Source organism: Sphingobacterium sp. BS-2, from assembly GCF_046161205.1.
Lineage (GTDB): Bacteria > Bacteroidota > Bacteroidia > Sphingobacteriales > Sphingobacteriaceae > Sphingobacterium > Sphingobacterium mizutaii.
The window spans coordinates 329,499-354,227 of the sequence record NZ_JBIXGO010000018.1 but is presented as its reverse complement, the minus strand read 5'-3'; the positions used below and the strand labels follow the sequence as shown (position 1 = coordinate 354,227).

Here is a 24,729-nt window from a genome sequence, read left to right as displayed (position 1 = left end):
TAACCTTTAAATATAATTAAAACCATTTAAAGGGCAAACTGTTTTGAGCTTGACAAAAAGCTTTGTCACGAATGGGTAGGAATCGAAATTTGAGTTTATGGTTTCAGGCTAATACATTAATTTTACGCCAAATTTAACTTCTATTACATTGCAACTAAATCACAGGACACTATTTCTTCTCACGTGGGTCTTAATTTTATCCACTTTAAAATCTTTAGCTCAGGTAGAGACCAAGTCAGTTACTGATACGATCCAATTTAGAAAAGACAGCCTAACTGTCCTTCCCGATGAACCTGCGTTTATCAAGGATACCTTAGAATGGGACCTGAATCCCAAGAGGGAAAAGAAATTCTGGCGAGCAGGAACCCAATGGTTTTTGGCCCAAGCTTTACCGGCTTCCTTCAATCGCTTTATTACGAAAGATCCTTATTCATATATTAGTTTCCAGAACTTTTTGGACCATCAGCGATTCAGTGCTTGGGACTGGGATGATAATCAATTTACCACTAATCAGATTGACCACCCTTTCCATGGACAGATTTATTTCAATGCCTTCCGAAGTAATGGTTACAACTTTTACCAATCCTCACTAGCCACCGTAGCTGGTAGTTATATCTGGGAGACCGCAGGGGAAACCCAGCATCCTTCCATCAATGATTTAGTCAATACGACTTTTGGAGGGATATTGATGGGCGAAATGATGCATCGGGTATCCCGAAATATCCTAGCAAGAAATCGTACCGACCATAATAGGATCGGAAACGAGATCGTAGCGACATTGGTGAATCCTATCAACGGTTTGAATCGCTTTTTAGATGGCAAGTGGGGTAAACCGATCGATGATTATTATGGAGCGGATTCTTCGGTCATCAAAGCGGAACTGGATTTAGGGGTTCGTCGTTTCGATGCCAAGGAAGGTGATTTCCTGAATGAAGGAAAGAATGCTTTTTACGGTCGCTTACGATTTATTTATAGTAATGGTGACCATAACTATAAAAGACCTTTCGATCAGTTCTCTGTAAACCTAGAATTGGGTAATGGAGATAGTTCATTTATCAATGGAGTCCATGTACATGCCTTGCTTTATGGTGCAAAATTCTTCAAGTCTAAAAAAGGAGATCATTATGGAACCCTGAATGCCCATTACGATTTCTATAACAACGATGCCTTCTTTTACGGCGGACAAAGTTTGAACTATAACTGGCTTTCTGAATTCAGATATAAAAAAGGCAATCGCTTGAATCTGTCTGTTGGAGCCGGTGCGGTGATATTGGCGGCTGTTCCTGATCCATATTTGCTGTATGGAGCCAGTAGGAACTACAATTATGGCCCCGGAGCATCATACAGGTTCCGTGGAGATTTGATGCTCTTAGATCGCTTTATTCTAAGTGCAGATTATAACGGAGGCGTGTTCTTCACTATTTCGGGTACGGATTCATACTACGTCCTCCACGGACTGAACGTCGAAGCCAGCCTGAGGTTATATAAACGTTGGTCAATCAACCTGAGCTCTGGTTATTTCAACCTGCAGGGGCATTTCTATGAACAGCAATATCCAGACTTTAATCGTGAATATCCTTATGGTAGGTTGTCGGTAGGGTATAATATATTTTTCTAAAAGTTAATACAAAAGACGTTTGTTTTTAATAAAATATAATTTTGTTCTATGTTTTTAATTTTGTTGCTTTTATTTTAGCTGAAAATTAAAAACAGACAATGACTAAATCATTATTAAGCAACTGGAATAGGGGAATTCTTCTTTTATTTATCTTAACTATCTATTCTTCTTCAACTTATTCCCAAGAAAAGGACTCTAGCAAACATAGAGCAGTTGATTCTGCCTATTTGGTTAAACCAACCTCTAGTATACGACTTTCTTTAATTGTTCCAAGCTTAACTTATCAACACGAAAAACCAATTGGTCCAAAAACTGTATTTGATGTCAATTCGGGGCTTGTTGTAAGCTTTGGAATAAGTAAACTTACGTTTGAAATAGATCAATATGGAGATTTTAAGACTAATGCTAGGTTTTTCGCTTTAATGCCACAAATGTCTGTCGGGGTAAAGCATTTTTATAATATTGAAAATAGGCTCCGAAAAAATAAAAGCATTGAGAATAATAGTGCAAATTATTTTGGTGGAAGGTTATACGGTGTTATGCTTGGATGGAATAAGGAAACTAAGAACATCAATGCGGAAAAGTCGAAAAGAACACAGTTCAGCAGCAGAACTGCAGTGGGATTAGTAGCCTTGTGGGGGATGAACAGAGACCTCAGTAATAATTTCAATTTTAATCTGGAGACTGGTCCAAGTTTAGTCTATAATTTGGATTCTGAAATAGTACCTTCTTTTTGGCTGAATATAGGTTTTTCTAAGACCTTTTAAAAAATTGGTTTATTATTTAACCCTAAGATAATTTTATAACCCATGAGATCTGTTTTAATTATTCTGCTATTCCTATTAATTTTATCATTTACCCATGCTCAAGAAATCAATGCACTTGATCATGATTCAACCTGTTCGTATGTTACAGAGAATCATAGTATCCGTGCGAATATCGTAAAACCCATGTTAGCATATCAGTTTGAAAAGCCAGTTTTTCAAGATGCTGTCCTTGAGATGCATGCAGGTCTTACATTAGGAGGTTTAACACGTTTTCATGCTTTACCAATAGGAGACAAGGAGCGTTGGAATCATTATAATAGAACAATTGTGTTGATGCCGACCTGGTCCTTAGCGGTCAAGAAATATTATGGTTTTTCAAATCGATTACAAAATGGCAAATCCATTAAAAATAACTCATCAAATTTCCTCGCTCTTCGTTATTTAGGCCTAATGGCAGGCTGGACATTTGATACAACGGTGGGAGATAAAGAAGCAAAAGAAAAACCCAGTTTTGATAAAGGAGTAGCAACAGGTTTCGCCGCAACTTGGGGAATTAATAGAGATATTGGCAAAGACTTTAGTTTCAATTACGAAATGGGACCTATTTGTATGAAAGCTCCCCAAGGTACCTGGGGTTTAGGAATATACCTGAAAGTAGGCTTTCAGTGGAATATTATGTTTTCTGATAATCATTGATATTAATATATTTTTAGGTAAAATATATTTGTTTCTTGTTTTTAATTTCATAGATTTTTCGTTTACTGCGTTAGTTTACAGTTATTTAACCGAAGGTGCGGGCGTATGGTGGACTTTCCAACGAAAAATTGATCCAAATCATGGGCTATCCTCGAATCTGTTAAATCCTGGTTCTTTCCCTAATCTTGGCCCATCCTCCCATCCCGTACCCTGAGCGGCGTCGAAGGACATCCTGGTTCAAATAGCTAACAGGTCCTCAATCTTCGATTGAGAATGACAAGGTCATGAGGGAGGAGAACCGTACAGATTCTTCACTGATCGTTCAGAATTGGATATTCCTGGGAGGGATTCAGAGTAAAACGAAGAATCTATTTTTGTTTTTTTTAAAGGATTGGGTCATTCCGAAATCGTAAGATGAGGAAACCATTTTTTGTTGTTGAATGATGGAATAGAAGTGATTTAGAAGAGGCTTAATGATCTCCAACATATGTGCCTGCATGTGGCGGGCGTATGCGATACGCCCCTACAGTATTGGGGATTTTCCAGCGAAAAATTGATCCAAATCCTGGTCTATCCTCGAATCTGTTAAATCCTGGTTCTTTCCCTAAATCTTGGCCCATCCTCTCATCCCGTACCCTGAGCGGCGTCGAAGGGCATCCTGGTTCAAATAGCCTACCGTCCCATTCCCTTCGTTTAAAGAAAGCCCCGAGTCTAAATACTAAATACTTACTACTAAATACTACAAAAAAAGGTTAACGAAATTGCTCCGTTAACCTTTTTTTATTTTATAACTAATTCTTGTAATGCTTATTTGTCAAGCTTTTCGAATTTGTCGAAATCGATCTTTTTAGATTTGATTTTCACCGTATCTTTCAATTGATCGAACACTTTTAAAGCTTTTACTTCTTCGAACAAACGGTTAGCTTGCTCTCTGTCGCCTAATAATTGCATTGCGAATTGTTGCAATTGCTCATCAGTTGGCTCTTCGTTGATGTTGTACATTTTGATTTGCGCGTAGATGCGTTCTTTAGCCAAATCAACAACCTCATCATATTTTACTTCTAAGTTGTTTGCTGTAACGATGCGGTTTTCGATGATCGTCCATTTCAAGTTGTTCAAGAAATCTTCAAAACCTTCTTCGATTTCAGTAGCATCCAAGTTAGGGTTAGTTGCTTTTAACCATTTTTTCAAGAAGTCCTCAGGGAATTTAGCGTCAACTTTATCCATACCGAAAGTATACATATCGTTGCGTAATTTTTGAGCTGAGTTTTGTTTGAATAGGTTTTCAACTTCTTCTTTTACTTTTTCGTTGAATTGCTCTTCTGTGGTTACTTCACCAGCAGGGAACAATTTGTCGAAGAACTCTTGGTTCAAGTCAGACTCTTCTAATCTATTGATGTTTTTAACCGTCAATTCGAATTTAGTAACGTCTAAGTTTTCAGCCTCATCTTCAGTGATACCTAAGATACGAGCAAGATCAGCAACTTTGAATGCTTTCTTCACGTCAACTTTTGCAGTATCATCTTTTTTCAAGCCAACCAATGATTTTTTGATTTTGGCATCTTCAATGATATCCGTACGGATTGAAGTTGTTTTTTCGATACCGTCTTCTTTATCTTGTTTCAAAGTAGCGTAAAGAACGTCACCTTCTTCAGAAACTTCAGGGTTGGTCATTTTACCATAGCTACGACGCAAGTTTTTGATACGCTCAGTAAGCGTTGCTTCATCAGCTTTGATGTCGTATTCAGTGAATTCCGTCTCTGCTGAGAAAGGAATGTCAAACTGAGGAGCTAAACCGATCTCGTAATCGAATTTAAAAGTATCTTTGAAATCCCAGTTGTATTGACCGTCTTTGTCTTCTTCTTTAGGAAGAGGTTGGCCTAATACTTCCAGTTTTTGCTCACCGATGTATTCAGCAATTTTATCATTGATAATTTTATTGATCTCATCAAATAAGATCGCTTTACCGTACATACGTTTGATATGTCCAGTAGGAACCATTCCTGGGCGGAAACCTGGTAATTTAGCTTGTTTTGCTTGGTCTTTAATTGCTTTATCAACCTGTGGATTATAGTCCTCAGGTGCTATTTCCACTTGGATACTAGCGTTGATGTCATCAATGTTCTGGTGTGAAATATTCATACTCTTGTTTTAGCTTTTCGCAATTAATAAAAAAAAGTCCTCCTGATATTTTGTTTTCAGGAGGACATCAAGTGCGGAAGAAGGGACTCGAACCCCCACGCCTCGCGGCGCCAGATCCTAAGTCTGGTGCGGCTACCAATTACGCCACTTCCGCAGTTAGGATTTTATTGAGCCACAAAGATAGAAACCAAACCTATATATGTCAAGCTTTTTCTTCTCTTTTTTCTGTGTTTTTTTGTAACTCTTTGTCTCTTAAAGCCTAATTTTTTAAAAAACATTGAAAATGGACCAGACTAAGCTCAAAATACTGGAAGATCATCCTGCTTTTGCAGTGATCCCGACCGGTAAACCTCCGCTTTTGCTCTTCCTAAATATGGAAAATAAAAAGAATAGCCTCTCGGAAATATGGAAAGGGGGAAGGGTGCTGCTCCTTTTATATAATAAATCAATAAACCATATTCTATAGTAATAGGGATTCCTTCTAAAATTCTGACCAGGATATTGGAGCTTATTTTGACCTTATTCGAGGCATATTCCGAATTTTCCGAATATGTCTCGAACAAGGGTAAAGCGAGGTCCGAAGGAATGAGACCAAAAACTGGATAAAAAACAGGCTTTTAAGATCTTGGATTTATTGATGGAATAGGGGATGCTTTTAAAAAATTTTGAAAAAATATTTGCGCATATACTTTTTTCTCCTTTACTTTGAAACACAAAGTACTTTTATGGACCAGAAAGATATCTTAAAAGAAATAGGCCAGATCCGCTCCATGATGGAGAAATCATCGAAATTTATGTCCATCAGTGGACTTTCAGGCGTATTGATCGGTTGTTTAGCTTTATTGGGATCAGCAGCTGCATATTTTGTGGTATATGGAACCAAGAGTTTGTTTGGATACCGTGACTATTATGTGCTCGATGAGCAGGTGCTCTGGAAATTGATCATCATCGCCATTTTGGTCTTGTTAATTTCCGTGACGGTAGGGGTGAGCATGGCTAGAGCAAAAGCAAAGAAAGCTGGGCAGAGCATTTGGAACCCGACCAGTAAGGCACTCTTGAAAGCGATGGCGATTCCATTGGTGACAGGTGGTTTGTTTTCCATTATCCTGATCAGTAAAGATGTTTTTGGTTTAGTAGCCTCCACTTTGTTGATTTTTTATGGACTGTCGCTAGCGGCGGCCAGTGTGTTTACTTTTCGAGAAGTTAGGGTACTTGGGATTTTGGAAATTGTATTAGGCTTGTTAGCTTTGGCCTTCCCTGGATATGGCGTCGTTTTTTGGGCCTTAGGTTTTGGCGTTCTACATATCGTTTACGGGTTAATTGTCCATAAAAAGTACGAAAGAAAGTGAGCTTGGATTTAACATTATATGACAAGGTTTTTGAAAATAGGGTTAGGCTACAAATCATGAGTGTCCTGATGGCCAATGACTCCTATGATTTCAATTCGCTCAAGGAACTGTTGGAGGTGACCGATGGTAACCTCGCTTCAAACCTTAAGAATCTGGAAAAGGAGGGCTATATTTTAGTGACCAAAACCTTCATAGATCGTAAGCCAAATACAAGTTACAGTAAGACGGATAAGGGCGCTAAAGCATTTGAAAATCATATCATTGCTTTAGAGAGTTTAATCAAACAACAATATAAATAGATTTTTTTTTGTTCATCTACTTTGAAACACAAAGTACTTTATAAATGTTAAATATGAGAGGACTAAGATTGAAATTTATGCTATTCCTGTACAATTGGTCATCCAGATTGTATGCAGAGCTGTTTAAAGGATATAAGGCAGCTTGGGGGATCAAGAAAGAAGAGTTTTTGGAATATCAAGAGGGAAGCTTAGGCTATGCCTTAGGGATGTTCTACAAGGAAAAGGGTTTTGATGTCATGCCTAAACTGGAAAACCATGATGTCTTTCACTTGATCACGGAGACTGGTACGGAAATTTCGGATGAAATTGCCATGCAATACCTTTTGTTCGGAAATGGAAAGCTGAGCTTGTACCTGCTAGCGATGATCTTTATCGGAACCTTTGTGTTTCCGGAACATAGCGCACATTATTGGTCATCGTATAGAAAAGGGAAGGCCATGCATAAATTCCATCATATTGAATTTAAGGCATTCCTTAATGAATCACTGAGCACATTACAACTAACACTAGATAAAAAACAACTAAAACTACAAGTAAATCCTATTCAACATGGAAAATAATTCAACTAACGAGGGATTGGAGAACAGTTCTCAAAAATCCCTGATCGAAAAAATCACGTCTTCATTGGTCGTTAAGATCTTCATCATTTTCTTTCTGATGTTAATCCTGCTCATTCCATTGGGCTTGATCGGAGATTTGATTTCAGAACGCAACAATAGAGAAACGAATGTATCTACAGAGATAGCAAGGAAATGGGGTATGGACCAAGTGATCACAAGTCCAATCATAGCTGTTCCTTATGAGGTGGTTAGGGAAAGGATGAAAAGTGATGGAGAAGGTACTGGGACCAGTACGTTGGTCACTACGGTAGTGACCGAATATGCCTTTATGATGGCAGACCAGACACAGATTACAGCTACTGTAGAACCAGAACCCTTAAAACGTGGAATCTATCAAGCTATCGTCTATACCTCGAAGATCAATGTCAAGGGGAATTTCGAATCCTTTGATTTCAGTAAGCTAAAGGTACTGCCAGCGGATCTAAAGTGGCAAGATGCAAAATTGGTATTTGGGATCCAGGATGTAAAAGGCCTATCTGAAAATCCAGCATTTAAATGGGATGGCAAATCTATGGAGATGGGTAAATATGACCTGGACATTGATCTGTTCAAACAGAACTTGACCGTTGACCTTCCATTAGAAAACAATGAATCCTTGAACAAGTCTTTCGAGATCACTTTTGACCTGAAAGGTTCCAAGTCCTTGAACTTCCTGCCTTTGGCAAAAAACACGAAGATCAATGTGAATGGTAATTGGGCAAACCCGAGCTTCAATGGTAACTTTTTACCAGATGAGCGTGAAGTTGCGGAAAGCTTTAAAGCAAACTGGACCATTCCAGATTTCAGCAGGAAACAAGCTCAACAATGGACAGGAGAACCTTATAAGATCTATAACTTCCAGAATATCGATCTTTCCAACGAAGATGCACACCCTAATGAATACGCTGCACTTACGTTTCCAGAACCACAGAGCGCTAGCACGGACAATCAGTTGACTGCTAATGATTATGACATGGTTCAAGTTAACTTCTTGCCACAGGTTGACAATTATCAGAAAGCCACCCGAGTGACCAAATATGGTGCTTTGGTGATCGCCTTGACTTTTGTTTCCTTAGTCTTTATGGAAATCATCAAAAAACAGCGTGTGCATATCATACAGTATGTATTGATCGGTTTTGCCATGGTGCTGTTCTACGCCCTATTACTGGCAATTTCAGAACATATTGGATTTAATTTTGCATATTTAATTGCAGCAATTGCAACAATTATCCTGATTTCTTCGTTTATCAAAGCAATAACCAAGGATATGAAATCGGCCTTGAACTTTGCCGCCATATTAGCACTTTTCTATAGTTTTATCTTTGTACTGCTTCAATTACGCGACTACTCATTAATCGTTGGAACCATAGGTTTATTCATCATCTTGGCGGTATTAATGCGCATTTCAACAAAAATTAACTGGTATCAATTTGAAAAGCAATGATAAGGTTAAGTAAAACATCCATAAGAATGTACCTCACCAGTATCTGGCTGTTATTTTGGAAAGCCAGCCGTGTAAATTAGGTAAGGATTTCGGTTTGCCTGTCAACTTTAGTAAATTGGCAGGCAAATCGTTTTTTATATGCATAAGATATCATGGATTGGAGCACTCTTATTGATCAATAATATGGTTATTGCACAAGAAGGAAAAGAAGTTCCCCAAAAGGTGGAGCGACCAAAAGTAGAAGATCGTGTCAGACATTCAGGCAAGGTGGAACCCCTGTGTCCCCAAAAACTATGGGAACTGGGTCGGGTATCCGGAGAAGGACTGTCAGCTGATGGTACACAGTTAATTTACGGCGTTTCGAATTATCAATTTGATGAGAATAAATCGGAGAAGAATTTATTCATTATTCCGGTTAAAGGCGGGGTTGCTAAGCAATTTACTTCAGAGGCCGGCGGAGAGTCTGTACTAAAGGTAGAGGGCGATGATGTCCTTTATATGTTCAAAGGACAGATTTGGAAAAAAAGCCTGAAAGATGGAAATGCTGTTCAAGTGACCAATCATGAAGGAGGCTTGGAAAATGTGAAGATTTCTCCTGATGGGAAGCATATATTGTTCAGTAAACAAGTTCTGTTGAAAGATTACCATAGCACCGATAAATATAAGGACTTGCCAAAATCCAATGTTTATATATATGATAATCTGGATTACAGACATTGGGATACTTGGAATGATGGTAAATTCAACCATCCATTTATCGCCAGCTATGATAACGGGAAAATTGGGGAGCCTAAGGATATCTTAGGCGATGAGCCTTTCTATTCGCCAACCATGCCATTTGGAGGGGCAGAGGATTTTGCTTGGACTCCAGATAGTAAATCCGTACTCTATGTATGTAAGAAGAAATTTGGAACGGAATACGCACAGAGTACCAATACAGATATCTACAAATATGACCTGGCTTCAGGACAGACCAGTAATCTGACCGAGGGAATGAATGGGTATGACAATACGCCAAACTTCAGCCCTGATGGAAAATTGATGAGCTGGATGAGCATGAAAACCGATGGTTATGAATCGGATAAAAATGATATCTACATTAGCGAAGCTGCGACTGGAATCAAATTAAATATGACTGCTCATTGGGATGGGACCATCAATTCCTATGCTTGGAGCAAGGACAATAAAAAAATCTATTTCTTGGCACCAACCGAAGGGACTGTTCAGATCTTTGAGCTCTTGATTCCGGCCAACCTGAAGAATAGGGCATTGCCTATCATCAATAAGATTTCAGATGGAGAATTTGACATCAATGGTATTGTAGGCGAAACCAAGGATGGTCTGGTGGTTACCCTGTCAAAAATGACACGTGCGAACGAGGTATTTCACTATGCATTCAAATCCAAAAAATTAAATCCAATAACGACTGTCAATGATCAATTGTACAGTAAGGTGGCGGATACCAAGGTGGAAGCAAGGGTGACTAAGGCATCGGATGGTTTAGACCTATTTTCATGGGTGATCTATCCACCGAACTTTGATCCTAGCAAAAAATACCCAACCCTATTATTCTGTCAGGGAGGACCTCAAGGAGCGGTTACCCAATCATATTCCTTCCGTTGGAACTTCCAGTTACTGGCCAGTCAGGGATATATTGTCATTGCGCCTAACCGTCGTGGAATGCCAGGATGGGGGGTGAAATGGAATGAGCAGATTTCAAAGGATTGGGGTGGTCAGGCGATAGCCGATTACCTATCCGCAATCGATGACCTGTCCAAGGAATCATACGTGGATAAAGATAGGATTGGAGCTGTAGGTGCTAGTTATGGCGGTTATTCCGTATTTCAATTGGCAGGTGTGCATGAAGGTCGATTCAAATCCTTTATTTCACATTGTGGATTGTTTGATATGAAGTCATGGTATGGTACAACAGAGGAATTGTTTTTTGCAAACTATGAATTAGGTGGACCTTATTGGGAACAAGGGAATGAGAAAACCTATACCGAATTCAACCCAAGCACACTGGTATCGAAATGGAATACGCCGATCTTGATTTTCCAAGGCGGTAAAGATTACAGGGTTCCAATCGGACAAGGTTTGGAAGCTTTCCAAGCAGCTCAACTTAGGGGGGTGAAAAGTAGATTAGTCTATTTACCAGATGAAAACCATTGGGTGCTTTCAGGTCATAACGCACAGGTATGGCAAAGGGAGTTTTTCGGATGGTTGGATGAAACCTTGAAAAAATAATAAATAAATAAAGAAGCCGATTCAATTTGAATCGGCTTTTTGAATGCACAGAAACAAGAGACAGTATAGGATCTATAACTTGCTTTTTCATTCATTACTTAATAAACAACATTTAAAGAATATTTTCACCTTTCTTCATTAGGTCTAAATTTTCATTCAAATCATAGAGCTGGTTTTCTTCCGCCTTTGTGATTGCCTTTTTCATCAAAGAGATTCCTTTTTCTTTTTCCCCCACTTTATAGCTTAACAAAGCGTAGTTGGAAAGATTTTCGACATCTTCAGACTTTTCAAAGGCATTTCTCGACCAGGTCAATAGTTCTTTGATGAGATCAGTCTCCTTAGATTTTTTCGCAAAAACACCCACATATTCCATTTTCATTCTATCACTGATGGTCTGGTCATATTTTTGGATATAGGCTTTCAGGGCAGGGACATAATCATGCATCAGAAGGCCATTTTTATAGAAGTTTAATTTTATAAAATCCAGCAGTTCCGTGCTATGATTTGGGTATTTTGCAACTAAGGTATCTTGGAAAATAGACCAATCCGGATTGCTGGTCAAGATATAATAGCCCATAGGAGATTTACGGCCGAGCTTGTTGGCGGCATCTTCAAAATTTATTATTCCTCGGTATAGATCCTCGGCCGCTGTTTCTCCTAACAAAGAGTCAATTTTTTTAGCTTGATTCAAAAGTAATGGGAAGCCAATGTCTTGGGAAGAACGGGTTACATCCATGATGACCTGTGCTTCGGCTTTCGTTTCAATAGCTGGTTTCTGGGAAAGATAAGCCTTGATCAGATCTTGTTTATCCTCAGGCTCAGCTTCCATGGAAGCATTTAAAAGTTTTTTTAATATGGTTTTGTCCTGCTTATTTTCCTCATACTTCTTTCTTAAGGTATAATATTGGAAATCTGGATTCGGGACCTTTTGCAATAGGTTTAGGAAATTGCTGATCTCTCTCTTGCCATAGGCTTTATGTACTATTTCGCCATTGGGATTAAAGAAGAGATAGCAAGGGTAGCCATCCACCTGATAATTCTTGTCAAATTCCTTGCTTAATTTCATCCATTCTTTTTTGACTTCATTCGCCTCAGGGTCATCATCAAATTGCACTTGGACAGACACATAGTTTTGGTTGCTGAACTCGCCAATTTTACTGTCTGTGAAAACCTGTTGTTCCATGATTTTACAAGGTACACACCAGGAGGTGTAGCAATCCATCATGATGTATTTGTTCTCCGCTTTGGCTTTTTCTTTGACCTCTGCCCAATTCAGGTTATTGCTGAATTTTATTCCTTTTTCCTGAGCAAAGAGAACGGTTGGTAGCAAGAATAGTATAAGGATGAATCTTTTCATGATTTATTGGATTAATAGCTTTAGAGCACGTACGGAAATAGCGTTTTTCATGACCATCTGTTGTTTGTTGCCTTCAGGCGCAGCTGAAGGAATAGTCTGTGTAGAAGAAACCACTCCAGCCAGATTGCCAGCTTCCGATAGGATAGGAGCACCGCTTGATCCGACCGCATAGTCTGCACTGATGGTCATCCTATATTGTCGGATTCCCGGTGTCCTCGGGTTCAACATCAAACTGTTCTTGTTGACGATGCCTTCACTCAGATAATAATAGATATGGTCTGGATGGGAGATAATATATACGGGTTCGCCGGGTAATAATACTGGACCTAATGGAATAAAAGGTAATTTCTTTCCATTCGTTTTAACCTTGAAAACGGCTAGATCATTGCTGGAAGAAAAGGCCAGTAACTCATCCATCACATATACCTCACCATCTATGCCTTCAATAAAATAAGTGCTGAGGTCTTTGCTTTGTTGCAAAGTATCTGTTGGCTTATCCGTATGGATCAATTCAGCGAGCACATGGTAATTCGTGACGCAGATGCCATCAGAACTGATAGCAAAAGCGGAGGCATATAGATCGGCATAGGGATAATCATTTTTATCTTTTTGGTTCATTCGTCCCATCAAAAAGACAGCTGATTTTTTTGCCTGAAAAAGGTCCTTAGGCTTCAATGCCTCTGTGGATGGATTACCTACTAATTTCCATGAAAATGATTGTTCATTTTTTAATGCCTTGGCTTCGATTTGAAGTTGAGGTACTGTTTTTCCTTGCTGTGATTTAAATGCAGCCTGTACCTTTTCCTCCAAGCCTTTGTGGAATAAGGCATCGTTCATGAAAATGCTGTCTGTTTGGTCCTGTGCTTTGGCTCCCTGTTGTACACAGGATAAAGCCAGAGCCAAGGTAAATACCCAAAAAGGATGTGATTGAAACAATTTCATGGTTAAAACAGTTCTTCAAGTTTTTTGATTAATTCTTCACCTCTTAAGTTTTTGGCGATGATCTGTCCATTTGCATCCACTAAGAAGTTGGTTGGAATCTGTATGACATGGTACATTTTGGCTACATCACTATCCACGCCAGTTAGGTCGGAGGTTTGTTTCCAAGTCAGTTTATCGGCAACGATGGCTTGTCGCCACATTTTTTCAGCCTCTTTTTTATCCAAGGAAACGCCTAGGATCTCGAATCCCTTTTTGTTGAACTGATTGTAAGCAGCCACTAAATTTGGGTTCTCAGCACGGCATGGTGCACACCAGCTTGCCCAGAAATCGATCAATACATATTTTCCTCTGTAATCCGATAGGTTGACCGTTTTGCCTTCGGTATCTGGAATGGCAAAATCAGGTGCCGGCATGCCGATATCGACAATAGCCGATTGCATGATCAATGAATTGATCATTTCACCTCCTGGAGACTGCTTTAAATCGTCTGAAAGCCCTTGGAAAAGCTCTTTCATTTGACTGTTATCCAAGCTGCCAACAAGGTTGTATAACTCCGTAATGGATACGGCACTGTTGCCATGGTTCTTAATAAAGGAAACAGCAAATTCATTACGACTGGCATATAATTCATCCATTTGCTTGTCATACTCCTCTTGAGAAATCTTAGGCTGAGGATTATTGTACTGATCATCTAATTTTTTGATCTCTGCTGCCAATTTGGTTTCAAAATCTTTGATCTCTAAGTAATCTGTATAGGTCTTTGAACCTGTAATTTGAACTTCATTTATTTTGTTGAAGTCGCCATTGACCTGAATATTTCCGGGTTCCACGAATAAAAAGAATGCGGTGCTGTTATTACCCGATTTATTGACCAAAAATGAATTGGTAGGACCTGGAATCGTTCCTTTGAATTCAAATTTTCCATCAACCACTTCGGTGGAATCTTGGCCTGGATAGTCACCGCGCTGTTCAAGATGGATATATTTGCTCGGCCAATTCTTGATATCACCTTTAATGCTAAAGGGTTCTTGAGCAAAAAGGGCTGAATTGACTGCTGCGGTTAAAAATAAAGCAGTTATCGTCTGGATGTATATTTTCATGATTGTGTTTTTATAATATTTCAGTTGTTATCATTGTCCTTCTATTTCTTCCTCTTGTTTGTCCTTGCCCATCATTGGCAGGCTTTCGGATAATAGTACACCTTCTGGGCTTTCCTTGATGTAAAGACTAAGGGAATTGAACAGGGTAACCAATTCCGCATTAAGGAGGCTATTGGTCAAGGTTTGGATTTCTGATAAGCTAACGATGCTGTTTGGATGTTTTTTAATAAAGTCTTTGGAGTATTCAATATCCAATAGGCTCAGGCTATCTAAGCTTTTATAGTATTGTTTTAATACCGTGCTATCTTCGGTGGTAAATTGTAACTGCACATATTTACTCATTTCCTGGTCGTATTTTTCATGACCTTCCCTGAGTTCAATAAAGTCATTGTAGGTAGGAGAACCTTTGATTTCTACGTTTTTAAAATCGTCGAAACTACCATTGATACTGATGTTTCCAGGTTCTACGTATAATAATTTTGCGACACCACTTTTTTTCTGGGTGATCAGATATGCTGCGGTGGCTCCAGGGATACTGCCACTGAATTGGAAGCTGCCATCTGTGGTGGCTACTGAGTCAACTCCAGGATAATTACCTTGACGAACCAAATAAACCGTCTCTGTTGGCCATCCTTCAATTTTACCTATTACAGTAAAATTATCTTGGGAAAAACCGAGTTGGGTGATGAATAATTGAATGAATAGCGCAGATAGAATTGTTTGAATTTTCATGTAATTAAGCTTATAGTGAATGGTTATTTAAATATTTCTTTCAGTTTTTCCTGTAATTTTTCTCCCACAAGGTTCTTGGCGATGATCTTTCCGTCTGGGCCAATCAAAAAGTTGGATGGGATAACTTGAACGGCATAGGTTACAGCGGCTTCGTTTTTATTGCCTTGTAGGTCGGAGATCTGAGGCCAGATGACGCCATCGTTTTCAATAGCGCGTTTCCAGCGCCATTCCTCAGCTTTGGAGTCAATGGAAACTCCTAGGATTTCGAACCCTTTATCTTTATAGGATTTATAGGCCGCAAGGAGATTTGGGTTTTCCCTACGACATGGAATGCACCAGCTCGCCCAAAAGTCCACGAGCACATACTTTCCGCGGAAATCTTGGAGTTTGATGGTGTTTCCAGCTGTATCCTTCTGTGCAATATCAGGTGCAATTTTTCCTATTTCAATGTTCGCCAAGTTTTTCATGTAGGCATTGATATCTTCAGCCTGTACACTTGCGATCAACTTAGGGTCTAATACATCATATAGTTTCTTGAGTTCGGTATAGCTTAGATCTTGGCTTAAGCCAGCAAGTTCATAGACGGTTGCTGGACTGGCAGGATGTTCCTTGATGAAAGTTTTCGAAATCTCAATGTTTTTTTCGGTCAAGCTTTTTATTTCATTGCTAATGCTAACCTGTTTGGTTTCATCCTTTTCATTACCTAACACTTGGTAAAGGCTGTCGATTTGGTCGCCTAGGGTTTTATGGATGGTCTTGATTTCGTAGTACTCGTCAGTGGATTTCGAACCGGTTACTTTGGCTTCCTCTAGATTAGCATATTGCCCGTGGATCTCGATATTTCCGGGTTCTAAAAAAAGGAATTTATATTTAGGTTCCTCTCCATCTAAGGATACCAAGAAAGCATTGGTAGGTCCTTCGATCTTGCCACGGAATTCAAAGGAACCGTCCTTGTTTTCTACAGAGTCCTTACCAGGGAAATTACCTTTTCGTTCAAAGCGGATATACTTGGAAGGCCAGCCTTCGATTTTTCCTTTAACCACATACTCATTTTGGCTAAATGCTTCTTGGCTAAACAATGAACCAACTAATAGAAGCAGGGGAGTGATTTTTCTAATATTTAATAAAACTGTCATATACGTAATTTTTAATTGATACCTTCTATCTCTGAAATATATGGGAGGCCAAATGAGCTTTCAATAATGTTGAACTTGAAGAATTTTGCTGTTACTGGATTGATGAATTTTAGGTTCTTCCTATCGGGTCTATCCGCTGTACTTCGATTGTCAATATCGCCTGCTATAAAGATTCCTTCTTTTTTCCAGGTCTTGCCATCATTGCTGGAATAGGCTTCTACTTTGGAGAAGTTGTAATAGATATCATAAGAACCTAGGTAAGAAGGGCTGAAGATGAAACCTTTGAGGGTTTCGGTTTTTCCCATATCGATAATGATATCCTTAGGTGTGCTACCTGCAGCTTTCCAAATTGTGGCTATTTTACCGTCAAAAAGATTGGTAACCGGGAAATCTTTATTGTTGTCATTTACCTCGGCGGTTGCCTTCCATAAACTACGGTCCATTTTATTGCCTTGCAAAGCTGGCAATGGGTAAGCGATATTTTCGGTATTGTATTCCTGGATATTGATTTCTATCAAGGCATAATTGGCACCCAGTTCTGTCATTGGTTCTACGAAATTATTATTGCTCGTATTTTCCAATTCAAGTATGCCGATATAGTTTTTATCGGATTGTTTGAGTTGCTGGTAGTCGATTGAGAAAGCAAAGCTATCTACGGATACCGAATCGCCCTTAGGAAAATTGACTGTTGGTTTTATGATCTTTATTGCGCTTTCCGGGATTCTATTATACGTGTTCTTTTTAATCCCTTCCACCCAAGTTTTTACACTGTCCGTATTGTTTAACCTGATACCGCCTTGAACGGCAATATCCAATGGATGGTTTATCCTGGCGGAGAATTTGAAAACCTTGATTCCATTCTCTTGGTTATTGATCTTGGTTACGGAATGATAGCCATTGATCACATAATAACCTCGGATAAAATTGGTGTTTAAACCGCTTTCAGGTTTATACACATCCATTTGGATCAAGGAAGGAGTGATGGATACCTTCATCTTGACAAACATGTACTTACTCTTCAACTGTGCTTGTCCAGAAACGACCTTAAGTTTGATAGGGACTAGGTAAATAGTATTATGCTCTAAAAGACTGGCGTTTTTTAAGTGCAGTTTTAAGGAGTCTGTTGAAGTTGATAATCCAGACTCAATATGAATGACACCTTTATTGCTCAATTCAAAAGCACCTTCTTTAAATACCGGTGATTTGGTATGGTTGAGGCTATCATATACCGCAACTAGAGAAGGGTCTATTGTTCCTTGTACCACTACTTCTTGTGTGGCTTCTTTTTGCAATAGCACTGGTAACCCCGGTGCGGAAAGGGTTCTGTTGTTTACGGCAGAATCACCAAGCTTCATGGCTGTCCCCGATCCGATCGTTGTGCTCAGGTAGTTGCTGAATTCATTGGCTACCTCTTGATATAAGTCGAGCTTGTCTTTCTTGCATCCAAGAAAGCTGCTGAATACGATAAGTACAAGCAGAGCTGAGAGGCCATATCGAAAAAGTATATTTATTAATCTATTCATGATATTAATGCGTTGTATTCCTTGACCTGAATCACTAATTATCTAGGATTTGGTTTGATATCTGGGTTGTTATTGGTAATCAGCGGAGCAATCTCCATCAAATAGCGCGGTGAATTGGGCTTGATAATGGCGACTGTCGTATCTTGATAGTTATAATTGTCATAAAAGCTTCGGACGATGTTTTTACTGAACCTTTCTTCACGGTTCAGTCTTTTTAAGTCGAACAACCTCAAGCCACCATGGCAGAAAAGCTCTCTTCTTCTTTCCTCCAAAACCGTTTTTAAGATTTCGTCATCGGCTATTACTAAATCAGTTGAATTTTCAATTCGGTTTTTTCTCAGCAGATTTAGGACCGGTAATGCCTCTTTAGGTTTGCCCGTTCTAGCTAGGCATTCGGCTTTGATAAGCATAACCTCTGGTACAGCAATGCTATAGTTGAAATTGTATTTTCCATCTTGATTGGCAAAAACATCATAGTAGTCGAAGTTGATTCTTCTTCGAAAATCTGAGGACGTTAATAAAGAGTCTAAGCTTTTGCTGATCTGTATCCTAAAAGAGTAAGTCAGGTTTAGATCATGGTCTACACCTGTTTTACCTAATAAAACCTCTGGATTTCGGCTTTGGTCCAGCAGATTTAATGGAGCTGCAGTAAGGGTCTGGTAATTCAATAGAGAAGATTTCAGGGCCAGGCATTCATCAGCGGATTTCAAAGCTTCGGCGTAATTTCCCATCAGTAAATGGGTTCTGCTCAAGAGGGCCAAGGCCGATGCTTTGCCCGGATGGATGATCGTATTGCCCATAACAGGGAAGTCCTCGGTAGCGATGGCTTCATTTAACTCTTTAATGATTAAAGTATATACCTCTTGAACTGTTCCTCTTTTAGGTTTAACGCTAGCATCTGGGATCAGTGAAATTGGAATTGCCAATTCTGTTGCAGCTTTACCATTGGTATAGTCTTGGCCATATATATTTGCCAACTGTAAAAAATACCAAGCACGGTTCACCTTTGCTTGTGCGATTGCAATGGCAAGACCTTTTTGCTCATCTTCATTTTTCGGTTTTACTTCAGCGGCCTTGAGGATCAGGATATTCATTTGCAGGATGCGCTCATAGGCGCTTTTGTACATAAAGTCCATCTCCCCTGGTCCCCAAATATGTTGGGCATACATATAAGCATTGCCGTAATATTCATTTCGGGCGAGGGCAGGAAAGCTGAGGTCATCGGCCATGAGGTCTGCAAGAATAAAATTGCAACGTGCTATGGAGTCGCTATTCAGCATTTCCTGAAAGTCCTTAAGAGTAGAGGGGTTCACATTTCCGGTGCTTGGCATAATATCCAAGAATTTCTGACAAGAGGATATGGTATATATAATCACAAGACTCAGAACGATAAAATAATGTTTTGTCTTCATGGTTGTACGATTAGAAAATAACGTTTAGTGTAGCCCCATATTGAATAGGAGTAGGTAAACCAAGTCTACCACCTGTATCCACATTATTAGGGTCGTATTTATATCTGTTTTTCGCCCAAACGGCTACATTTTGCATGTGCGCAGAGATGCGAAGGCTTTTTACATATTTTTCATTGAGAAAACTCTTTGGGATTTCCCATCCGACCATCACTTCTTGGAGTCGGATGAAATTGGCTGACATAAAGCTATTGCTGGAGTTCTGAGCCAAGAAACTACGTATGGATAAACCTGTGTCATTGGTGAGCGCAGGAATATCGGTGAAAGCTTCATCACCTGGTTTTTTCCAACGTTGGCTGATCAAATTGGAATTTTCGTATTGGGCCCCCGAATTGGAAGGGATAAAGCGGCGCATAATACCACCGAAGCTTCCCATAAAGGAAACACGAGCGAAGAATTTGCCATAGGTTATATCATGCATGAAACCACCTGTCCAAGGTGCTCTAGTGGCACCCATATAGACGATGTCATTCGCCAGCACAGTTGAATCTGGGGTGGCTGTGATGTTACCTTTCGCATCATAGATCTGGGGTTCACCTTGTGCATTTAAGCCTGCCCAACGGTATCCCCAAACATTGGTCGTGCTATAGCCTTCTCGGAAAGCCGATAGAAATTGTCTGCTGGCAGAATAAGGAGTTTTAGGAATTGATTTAGCCATATTCACATTGTAGGCTCCATTGATGGCGAAACTATAACTGAATTTTGGCTTTCTGACGATGTCAGACTTATAGAAGAATTCGACTCCTTTATTCACAATATTGCTAAAGGTGATCTGATTGTCCAAACCTGTTGAAGGGTCCGTAGGAATAGGGATATTATTGGTGATCCCCTGGTCTGAACGGTTGTAGTACCTTAGGTCAATGCGATGGCGGTCATTGTTCAATCCAAATTGGAGATAGATTTCAATGTTTTTGTTCCTTGGTGGCAAAACGGAAAACGTACTATTGGTAGCCAATCCAAAACCTCCGCCGGCACTGCTGTTGGTTCCCATCATCAAGCCCAGACCTTGGATAGAAGAAAGGTCTTGATAGGTTCCACCAATCATAAATGTACTGATCCCTTCAGAAGTGAAATAGGATTCTTTCTTGATATCATAGGAAATATTACCATTAAATTGTTTTTGGCCTTCTGGAGAACGGTCAAAGGTTCCATTGAACATTAAGGTTCCATCTCTTAAAGTTCCTTCCAAGCCTGCACTAAAATACCTCAGGGTCCTACGTTGGTTAAAAGATGCTGAATCCGTCAAGCTTCCGCTAGGGGATATGCCATCCAATTTCATAGTGTTATATCGACCATAAACCGATAGATCACCACTAAAAAGGTTCAATCTTAATTCTTCAAAAATATTGAAGGAGGATTGGCCAGCCTGTGGTACGGGAATAAAATTATTGACCCAGATGGCGTAGTTGTTCCATTCTGCCTGTCTGTATCGGTTACTTCCAATCGTAGTAGGCAGGTCAGGCATTTTATTTCCCATCAAACCAGCAGAAACCATAACGCCTGATAGCCAATCGGGAAGGTTTTTATGTTTGAATTGGTAACCAACTATGGAATTAAAGGTCCTCGTTGTAGCAAACTTCTCCTTTCCATAATTAGGACTGAAGGCCTCGCTATAGTTGGCATTGAAATTTATGGTCTTCTCTTTATAATCGTAATTGATTCCTGCATTCCAGTTTAAGTTCCTAAAGATCGAAGTGTCACCTGATGACGGTGTCAATAAAGCAAATGGATAGATCAATGCTGCAGTACTACTGTATAGTCTTCTGAAGTTTTCAACACCTTGATTTCTATCTCCCGCAGGAAGAAAGATTGCGGAACCTTTTCCTGTATTTTGATTGTATCCATAACGGGTTATATTTCCTGGTCTTTCCCTGGTTTCGTTCGCCCCACCAGCACCAATATTGGCTGTAACGGTATGCTCATCGATCTTTAAGGAGTAACTAAGACCGGAACGGATATTCCATTGTAAATACTTGTCCTGGCTATTGTTTAAGATGTCTCCCGGTGGTACATAAAAGTCTACCGAACCAGAGTTTGGTGACCCATAATTATTAAAGAGTTGTCTTCCTTCACTGCTTTGTCGGTCTGTAATTCGGTCATTGTTGTTGCGGGTCATGCGATAGAATACCGAGTTGTCCCAACGCAAGCCTTTGAATAAATCCCATTTCATTTCCAGACGACTTTGAACCAAGGTGTTTTTGGATAGACTGTTCATCAAGCGACTGTCTTCCAACATATTGATGCCATGGTTGAAATATCCGTTTTTCATGATAAGGTTATTGTAGACTTCTCCAAGAACCTTTTGATCATAGATATAGTTTCCTTGTCGATCCAGGAACATTTGATAGGCAGGGGGAAGGTTGTAAATGGATAGTTCATTGGCACCACCTTGCGAATTGGTCCTGTTGGCATTGATCTGCCAGTTTGCTATTAACTTACCTTTTAACAGGTTGAAGTTATTTTTCAAGTCTACACCATAGGTGTTGGAATTATTGTTGAGTCCATGTGATTTGAAATTATTATAGGTCCCAGTCAGGGTAAACATATATTGAGGAGTACCTCCAGAAAAGGACAATAAATGGTTTTGGGACATCACGTTCTGTTGGAGATGAGCCACTTGCGCTTCATTGGAGAGAGCCGAAAGGGAGTCAATCCTACGATTGAATTCTGCTTCGGTAATTTTGTTACCCCTACGCCAAGCGAAAAGTCTTTCGGCTAAATTTAGGTTTTCAAAATCTCCATCTCCAGGGATAAGGTCCAAAGCTGCAGCACTTTTTAGATAGTCTATAATATCTGCTGAGCTAGCTAATCCTAATTTGGCCATGTCGTATTTTGGAGCAGGCTTAAAGTACATATTGGCGTTATATGTAATGTTGACCTGATTCTTTCTTCCGGTCTTGGTCTTGATCAGGATAATACCTGCTGTGGCTCGAGGTCCCCATTTGATCAGTTCCTTAGGGTCTTTGATTACTTCAACCGATTCCACATTGGCCATTGGATAGTCCGCCGGGAATTCCTCTACTGGGAATCCATCGATAATAACCATCATCCCTTCTGTATTTCCAAAACTGGCAGAACCTCTGAGTTCTGGAACCAGGGTAACACTGGCTTGATTGGAATACTCGATAAAGAATCTACCTGCATCACCACCACCAGGCAGGCTAGTTTTATTTTCAATAGCATCGATCATCCTTTGCCCATTTGGGTAGAATTTCTGAAGGAATTGATCCAATGTATAATAGGTTTTTCTAAGTCCGCCGCCTTGACCTGATTGGATAGTTCCAATTTCGGTGATCCCGACAATCTTTCTTTTGTTGGATGGCAGGATCTGTAAGGTCAAGCCCGGAACAGTACCTTGCAGTAATTGTCCAAGGTTCATGTATGACCTATTGGTCATATCGATCTGGGTATTTAAGTTTAGGTTTTTCTTGACGCGTGCCTCTACCGTTACTTCGTTTACCGCTAAAACTTGGTTGTACAGCGTCACGAGCATATTTCTTTCCCCACGAAATAAAATCGTACTCTCTTTATAACCTTGGCAGGTAAATGTAACCAAGTCACCCCTTGAGGTTTCAATATTAAATCGCCCATTGATGTCGGATATGCTCCTGACGTTTTTGGGGTCCTTGTTATTCACGATCGTTACTCCCCGAATGGGTTTACCGGCTTGGTCTCTGATCTCTCCTTCTACCATTCGAGGTAAATTCGGACGAACCAGTTGATCCATGTTGACCTCAATGACCGTTTCTACGATCCTTGGTCTTTTAGGAACCAGGACAATGGTGTTGTTTGCGATGGAATAAGAGATCGTCTGTTGATGGAATATCTCATCCAATACAGATCTAAGGTCCTTGTCAGTTACTTTTATCCGTACTCTTTTGGATTTCTTGAGTATCTCAGTGGAATAAAAGAGATCATAATTTGTTTGTTCGACAATCTTTTCCAGTACGTCCTTTAATCTGCTGTTTTTTTCATTCAGGGTGACCTTTTGAGCAAACAAGGGTAAGGAAAGCATCATCAAACAAGTGACAATAGCTAATTTGATTTTATTCATTTTAAGGTTATGGTAATTAGGGTTATTGGTAATTTTCTTTATATCATGGGAATACGGTGAGTTTGTTGTTTTGGAGCTGGGTTTTGATTCCACTTAATTCTAAAACTTTCAGTACTTCGGAAAGATTTTGGTTCATGCTGGTCCTTCCGGAGAAAGTTTGACTTTGGTTTACACCTGGTTGGAATTCCACTTCAATGTTGTACCAGCGTTCAATCTGTTTCATAATGCCTGCTAGGTCTGAATCTTGAAAGTTGAAATATCCTTTCACCCAACTAATGGATTGTTTGGCATTCACCTCCGATTTGGCATATCGTTCATTGTTGCGGTCATAAGTAATTTGTTGGTTAGGGCTTAAGAAAAGCTCTTCACCTTTGCATGATATTTTGACCTTGCCCTCCAAAAGGGTCGTCTTGCTTGAATTCTCGTTTGTATAACTGTTTACATTGAATTGAGTGCCCAGTACCTGAATGATTTGATCTTCGGTTTGAACGATGAACGGTGCCTCGGGATTTTTTGAAACCTCAAAATAGGCTTCTCCAGTTACATGGACCTTACGTTCATTTTCTGCAAATTCGATAGGATACTTAATGGTTGATTCTGCATTCAACCAAACATTGGAACCATCCGGAAGTTGGATTTCGAACTTTCTTCCCTTAGGTGTATGTGCTGTGTTGAAAGAGGTTTTTCCGGCTTCACCTTTGTAATAGATGGAGCCGTCTTTTTTATAGATTTCAACCCCATCTTGGCTAGCTATTAAGCCATCTGCCAATGAGTCGATTTCAACGGTTTCTCCGTTTTCTAAGGAAAGGATTAAGCCCTCGGTTCCGGCTGTTTTATCTTGTACTGTAATTGTTTCTGGGGGATTGGAATCTGAAATGAACCAGTAAGAGGTGATGCCAAGGACCATCAGTATACTTGCGGCAATACCTATGTAGGTTTTATTTCTATACCATAATGGTTTTGGTTCAAGTTTTTGGACATTCTTACCTTCTAACTTCGCTAATAGACCTTCAAGGATTCTGGTTTTATGTTCTTCTTTGCTGCTGGCAATATGCTCAGGGATAATCACAGGGTCATTCTGGGCACTGTTGTACCAAGTAGCATATTCCTTTGCCTCATCGTCAGAAATCGAGCCATTAAGCCATTTCAGCTCCAGTTCGGCCAAGCGATTTTTATCCATCATCGTAATTTAATTATAGGTCTATATAACTATAATCAAAGTCGAGGCCCTTATCCCTATATAGGAAATGAAAAA

At 39.7% G+C, this 24,729-nt stretch carries 18 protein-coding genes and 1 tRNA gene; 8 read left to right on the top strand and 11 right to left on the bottom strand.

Annotated features, from left to right (window positions below; genetic code table 11):
* Window positions 1-148 precede the first annotated feature (148 nt).
* The 3 genes from ACK2WI_RS11735 (at window position 149) to ACK2WI_RS11725 (ending at window position 3,081) form a co-directional block, all read left to right on the top strand.
* Window positions 149-1,618, top strand: coding sequence for a DUF3943 domain-containing protein (locus ACK2WI_RS11735; protein ID WP_409150972.1), 1,470 nt, complete (start codon window positions 149-151; stop codon window positions 1,616-1,618).
* Between the two features lie 98 nt (window positions 1,619-1,716).
* On the top strand, window positions 1,717-2,385 hold the full coding sequence (locus ACK2WI_RS11730; RefSeq protein ID WP_409150970.1) for a hypothetical protein: 669 nt from the start codon (window positions 1,717-1,719) through the stop codon (window positions 2,383-2,385).
* 42 nt (window positions 2,386-2,427) lie between these two features.
* On the top strand, window positions 2,428-3,081 hold the full coding sequence (locus ACK2WI_RS11725; RefSeq protein ID WP_409150968.1) for a hypothetical protein: 654 nt from the start codon (window positions 2,428-2,430) through the stop codon (window positions 3,079-3,081).
* 807 nt (window positions 3,082-3,888) lie between these two features.
* On the opposite strand, the gene ACK2WI_RS11720 is transcribed toward ACK2WI_RS11725, so the two are convergent.
* The gene (locus ACK2WI_RS11720; protein WP_093098447.1) at window positions 3,889-5,223 is read right to left on the bottom strand and encodes a trigger factor; all 1,335 of its coding nucleotides are present in this window, start codon (window positions 5,221-5,223) and stop codon (window positions 3,889-3,891) included.
* Window positions 5,224-5,295: 72 nt separating this feature from the next.
* Window positions 5,296-5,377, bottom strand: a tRNA-Leu gene (locus tag ACK2WI_RS11715).
* A 571-nt stretch (window positions 5,378-5,948) separates the two neighbouring features.
* Between ACK2WI_RS11715 and ACK2WI_RS11710 the strand changes: the two genes are divergently transcribed.
* The 5 genes from ACK2WI_RS11710 (at window position 5,949) to ACK2WI_RS11690 (ending at window position 11,161) form a co-directional block, all read left to right on the top strand.
* Window positions 5,949-6,572 (top strand): hypothetical protein, encoded by a 624-nt coding sequence (locus ACK2WI_RS11710; RefSeq protein WP_312696481.1) that lies wholly within the window; start codon window positions 5,949-5,951, stop codon window positions 6,570-6,572.
* Window positions 6,569-6,871 (top strand): winged helix-turn-helix domain-containing protein, encoded by a 303-nt coding sequence (locus ACK2WI_RS11705; protein WP_409150965.1) that lies wholly within the window; start codon window positions 6,569-6,571, stop codon window positions 6,869-6,871. The genes ACK2WI_RS11710 and ACK2WI_RS11705 overlap by 4 nt, the downstream gene beginning before the upstream one ends.
* Before the next feature lie 53 nt (window positions 6,872-6,924).
* Window positions 6,925-7,431 (top strand): Coq4 family protein, encoded by a 507-nt coding sequence (locus ACK2WI_RS11700; protein ID WP_409150963.1) that lies wholly within the window; start codon window positions 6,925-6,927, stop codon window positions 7,429-7,431.
* A complete protein-coding gene (gene creD, locus ACK2WI_RS11695; protein ID WP_409150961.1) occupies window positions 7,421-8,914 on the top strand; it encodes a cell envelope integrity protein CreD in 1,494 nt (497 codons plus the stop codon). Before ACK2WI_RS11700 ends, creD begins: the two co-directional genes overlap by 11 nt.
* Window positions 8,915-9,052: 138 nt before the next feature.
* Window positions 9,053-11,161 (top strand): S9 family peptidase, encoded by a 2,109-nt coding sequence (locus ACK2WI_RS11690; protein ID WP_409150959.1) that lies wholly within the window; start codon window positions 9,053-9,055, stop codon window positions 11,159-11,161.
* Window positions 11,162-11,273: 112 nt separating this feature from the next.
* On the opposite strand, the gene ACK2WI_RS11685 is transcribed toward ACK2WI_RS11690, so the two are convergent.
* The 9 genes from ACK2WI_RS11685 to ACK2WI_RS11645 are packed head-to-tail and all read right to left on the bottom strand — an operon-like array spanning window position 11,274 to window position 24,657.
* Complete coding sequence (locus ACK2WI_RS11685) at window positions 11,274-12,518, bottom strand: thioredoxin family protein (protein ID WP_409150957.1); 1,245 nt, start codon at window positions 12,516-12,518, stop codon at window positions 11,274-11,276.
* A 3-nt stretch (window positions 12,519-12,521) separates the two neighbouring features.
* Window positions 12,522-13,460: a serine protease gene (locus ACK2WI_RS11680; RefSeq protein WP_409150955.1), complete on the bottom strand. Its 939-nt coding sequence runs from the start codon at window positions 13,458-13,460 to the stop codon at window positions 12,522-12,524.
* 2 nt (window positions 13,461-13,462) lie between these two features.
* On the bottom strand, window positions 13,463-14,560 hold the full coding sequence (locus tag ACK2WI_RS11675) for a redoxin domain-containing protein (RefSeq protein WP_409150953.1): 1,098 nt from the start codon (window positions 14,558-14,560) through the stop codon (window positions 13,463-13,465).
* 30 nt (window positions 14,561-14,590) lie between these two features.
* Complete coding sequence (locus ACK2WI_RS11670) at window positions 14,591-15,292, bottom strand: DUF4369 domain-containing protein (RefSeq protein ID WP_409150951.1); 702 nt, start codon at window positions 15,290-15,292, stop codon at window positions 14,591-14,593.
* 23 nt (window positions 15,293-15,315) lie between these two features.
* A complete protein-coding gene (locus ACK2WI_RS11665) occupies window positions 15,316-16,428 on the bottom strand; it encodes a redoxin domain-containing protein (RefSeq protein WP_409150949.1) in 1,113 nt (370 codons plus the stop codon).
* A gap of 11 nt (window positions 16,429-16,439) precedes the next feature.
* Window positions 16,440-17,951 carry a BT_3987 domain-containing protein gene (locus tag ACK2WI_RS11660; RefSeq protein ID WP_409150947.1) on the bottom strand — a complete coding sequence of 504 codons (1,512 nt, stop codon included), beginning with the start codon at window positions 17,949-17,951 and terminating at the stop codon, window positions 16,440-16,442.
* A gap of 38 nt (window positions 17,952-17,989) precedes the next feature.
* Entirely contained in the window at window positions 17,990-19,363 is a 1,374-nt protein-coding gene (locus ACK2WI_RS11655; RefSeq protein WP_409150945.1) for a RagB/SusD family nutrient uptake outer membrane protein, read from the bottom strand.
* A 10-nt stretch (window positions 19,364-19,373) separates the two neighbouring features.
* On the bottom strand, window positions 19,374-23,474 hold the full coding sequence (locus ACK2WI_RS11650; protein WP_409150943.1) for a secretin and TonB N-terminal domain-containing protein: 4,101 nt from the start codon (window positions 23,472-23,474) through the stop codon (window positions 19,374-19,376).
* Window positions 23,475-23,517: 43 nt separating this feature from the next.
* A complete protein-coding gene (locus ACK2WI_RS11645) occupies window positions 23,518-24,657 on the bottom strand; it encodes a FecR family protein (RefSeq protein WP_409150941.1) in 1,140 nt (379 codons plus the stop codon).
* Window positions 24,658-24,729: the final 72 nt, after the last annotated feature.

Excerpts from the sequence above, each read along its gene's own strand:
- ACK2WI_RS11730 (WP_409150970.1), top strand. The coding sequence starts at position 1,717 with ATGACTAAATCATTATTAAGCAACTGGAATAGGGGAATTCTTCTTTTA.
- ACK2WI_RS11725 (WP_409150968.1), top strand. The coding sequence starts at position 2,428 with ATGAGATCTGTTTTAATTATTCTGCTATTCCTATTAATTTTATCATTT.
- ACK2WI_RS11720 (WP_093098447.1), bottom strand. The coding sequence starts at position 5,223 with ATGAATATTTCACACCAGAACATTGATGACATCAACGCTAGTATCCAA.
- ACK2WI_RS11710 (WP_312696481.1), top strand. The coding sequence starts at position 5,949 with ATGGACCAGAAAGATATCTTAAAAGAAATAGGCCAGATCCGCTCCATG.
- ACK2WI_RS11700 (WP_409150963.1), top strand. The coding sequence starts at position 6,925 with ATGAGAGGACTAAGATTGAAATTTATGCTATTCCTGTACAATTGGTCA.
- creD (WP_409150961.1), top strand. The coding sequence starts at position 7,421 with ATGGAAAATAATTCAACTAACGAGGGATTGGAGAACAGTTCTCAAAAA.
- ACK2WI_RS11690 (WP_409150959.1), top strand. The coding sequence starts at position 9,053 with ATGCATAAGATATCATGGATTGGAGCACTCTTATTGATCAATAATATG.
- ACK2WI_RS11685 (WP_409150957.1), bottom strand. The coding sequence starts at position 12,518 with ATGAAAAGATTCATCCTTATACTATTCTTGCTACCAACCGTTCTCTTT.
- ACK2WI_RS11680 (WP_409150955.1), bottom strand. The coding sequence starts at position 13,460 with ATGAAATTGTTTCAATCACATCCTTTTTGGGTATTTACCTTGGCTCTG.
- ACK2WI_RS11675 (WP_409150953.1), bottom strand. The coding sequence starts at position 14,560 with ATGAAAATATACATCCAGACGATAACTGCTTTATTTTTAACCGCAGCA.
- ACK2WI_RS11670 (WP_409150951.1), bottom strand. The coding sequence starts at position 15,292 with ATGAAAATTCAAACAATTCTATCTGCGCTATTCATTCAATTATTCATC.
- ACK2WI_RS11665 (WP_409150949.1), bottom strand. The coding sequence starts at position 16,428 with ATGACAGTTTTATTAAATATTAGAAAAATCACTCCCCTGCTTCTATTA.
- ACK2WI_RS11660 (WP_409150947.1), bottom strand. The coding sequence starts at position 17,951 with ATGAATAGATTAATAAATATACTTTTTCGATATGGCCTCTCAGCTCTG.
- ACK2WI_RS11655 (WP_409150945.1), bottom strand. The coding sequence starts at position 19,363 with ATGAAGACAAAACATTATTTTATCGTTCTGAGTCTTGTGATTATATAT.
- ACK2WI_RS11650 (WP_409150943.1), bottom strand. The coding sequence starts at position 23,474 with ATGAATAAAATCAAATTAGCTATTGTCACTTGTTTGATGATGCTTTCC.
- ACK2WI_RS11645 (WP_409150941.1), bottom strand. The coding sequence starts at position 24,657 with ATGATGGATAAAAATCGCTTGGCCGAACTGGAGCTGAAATGGCTTAAT.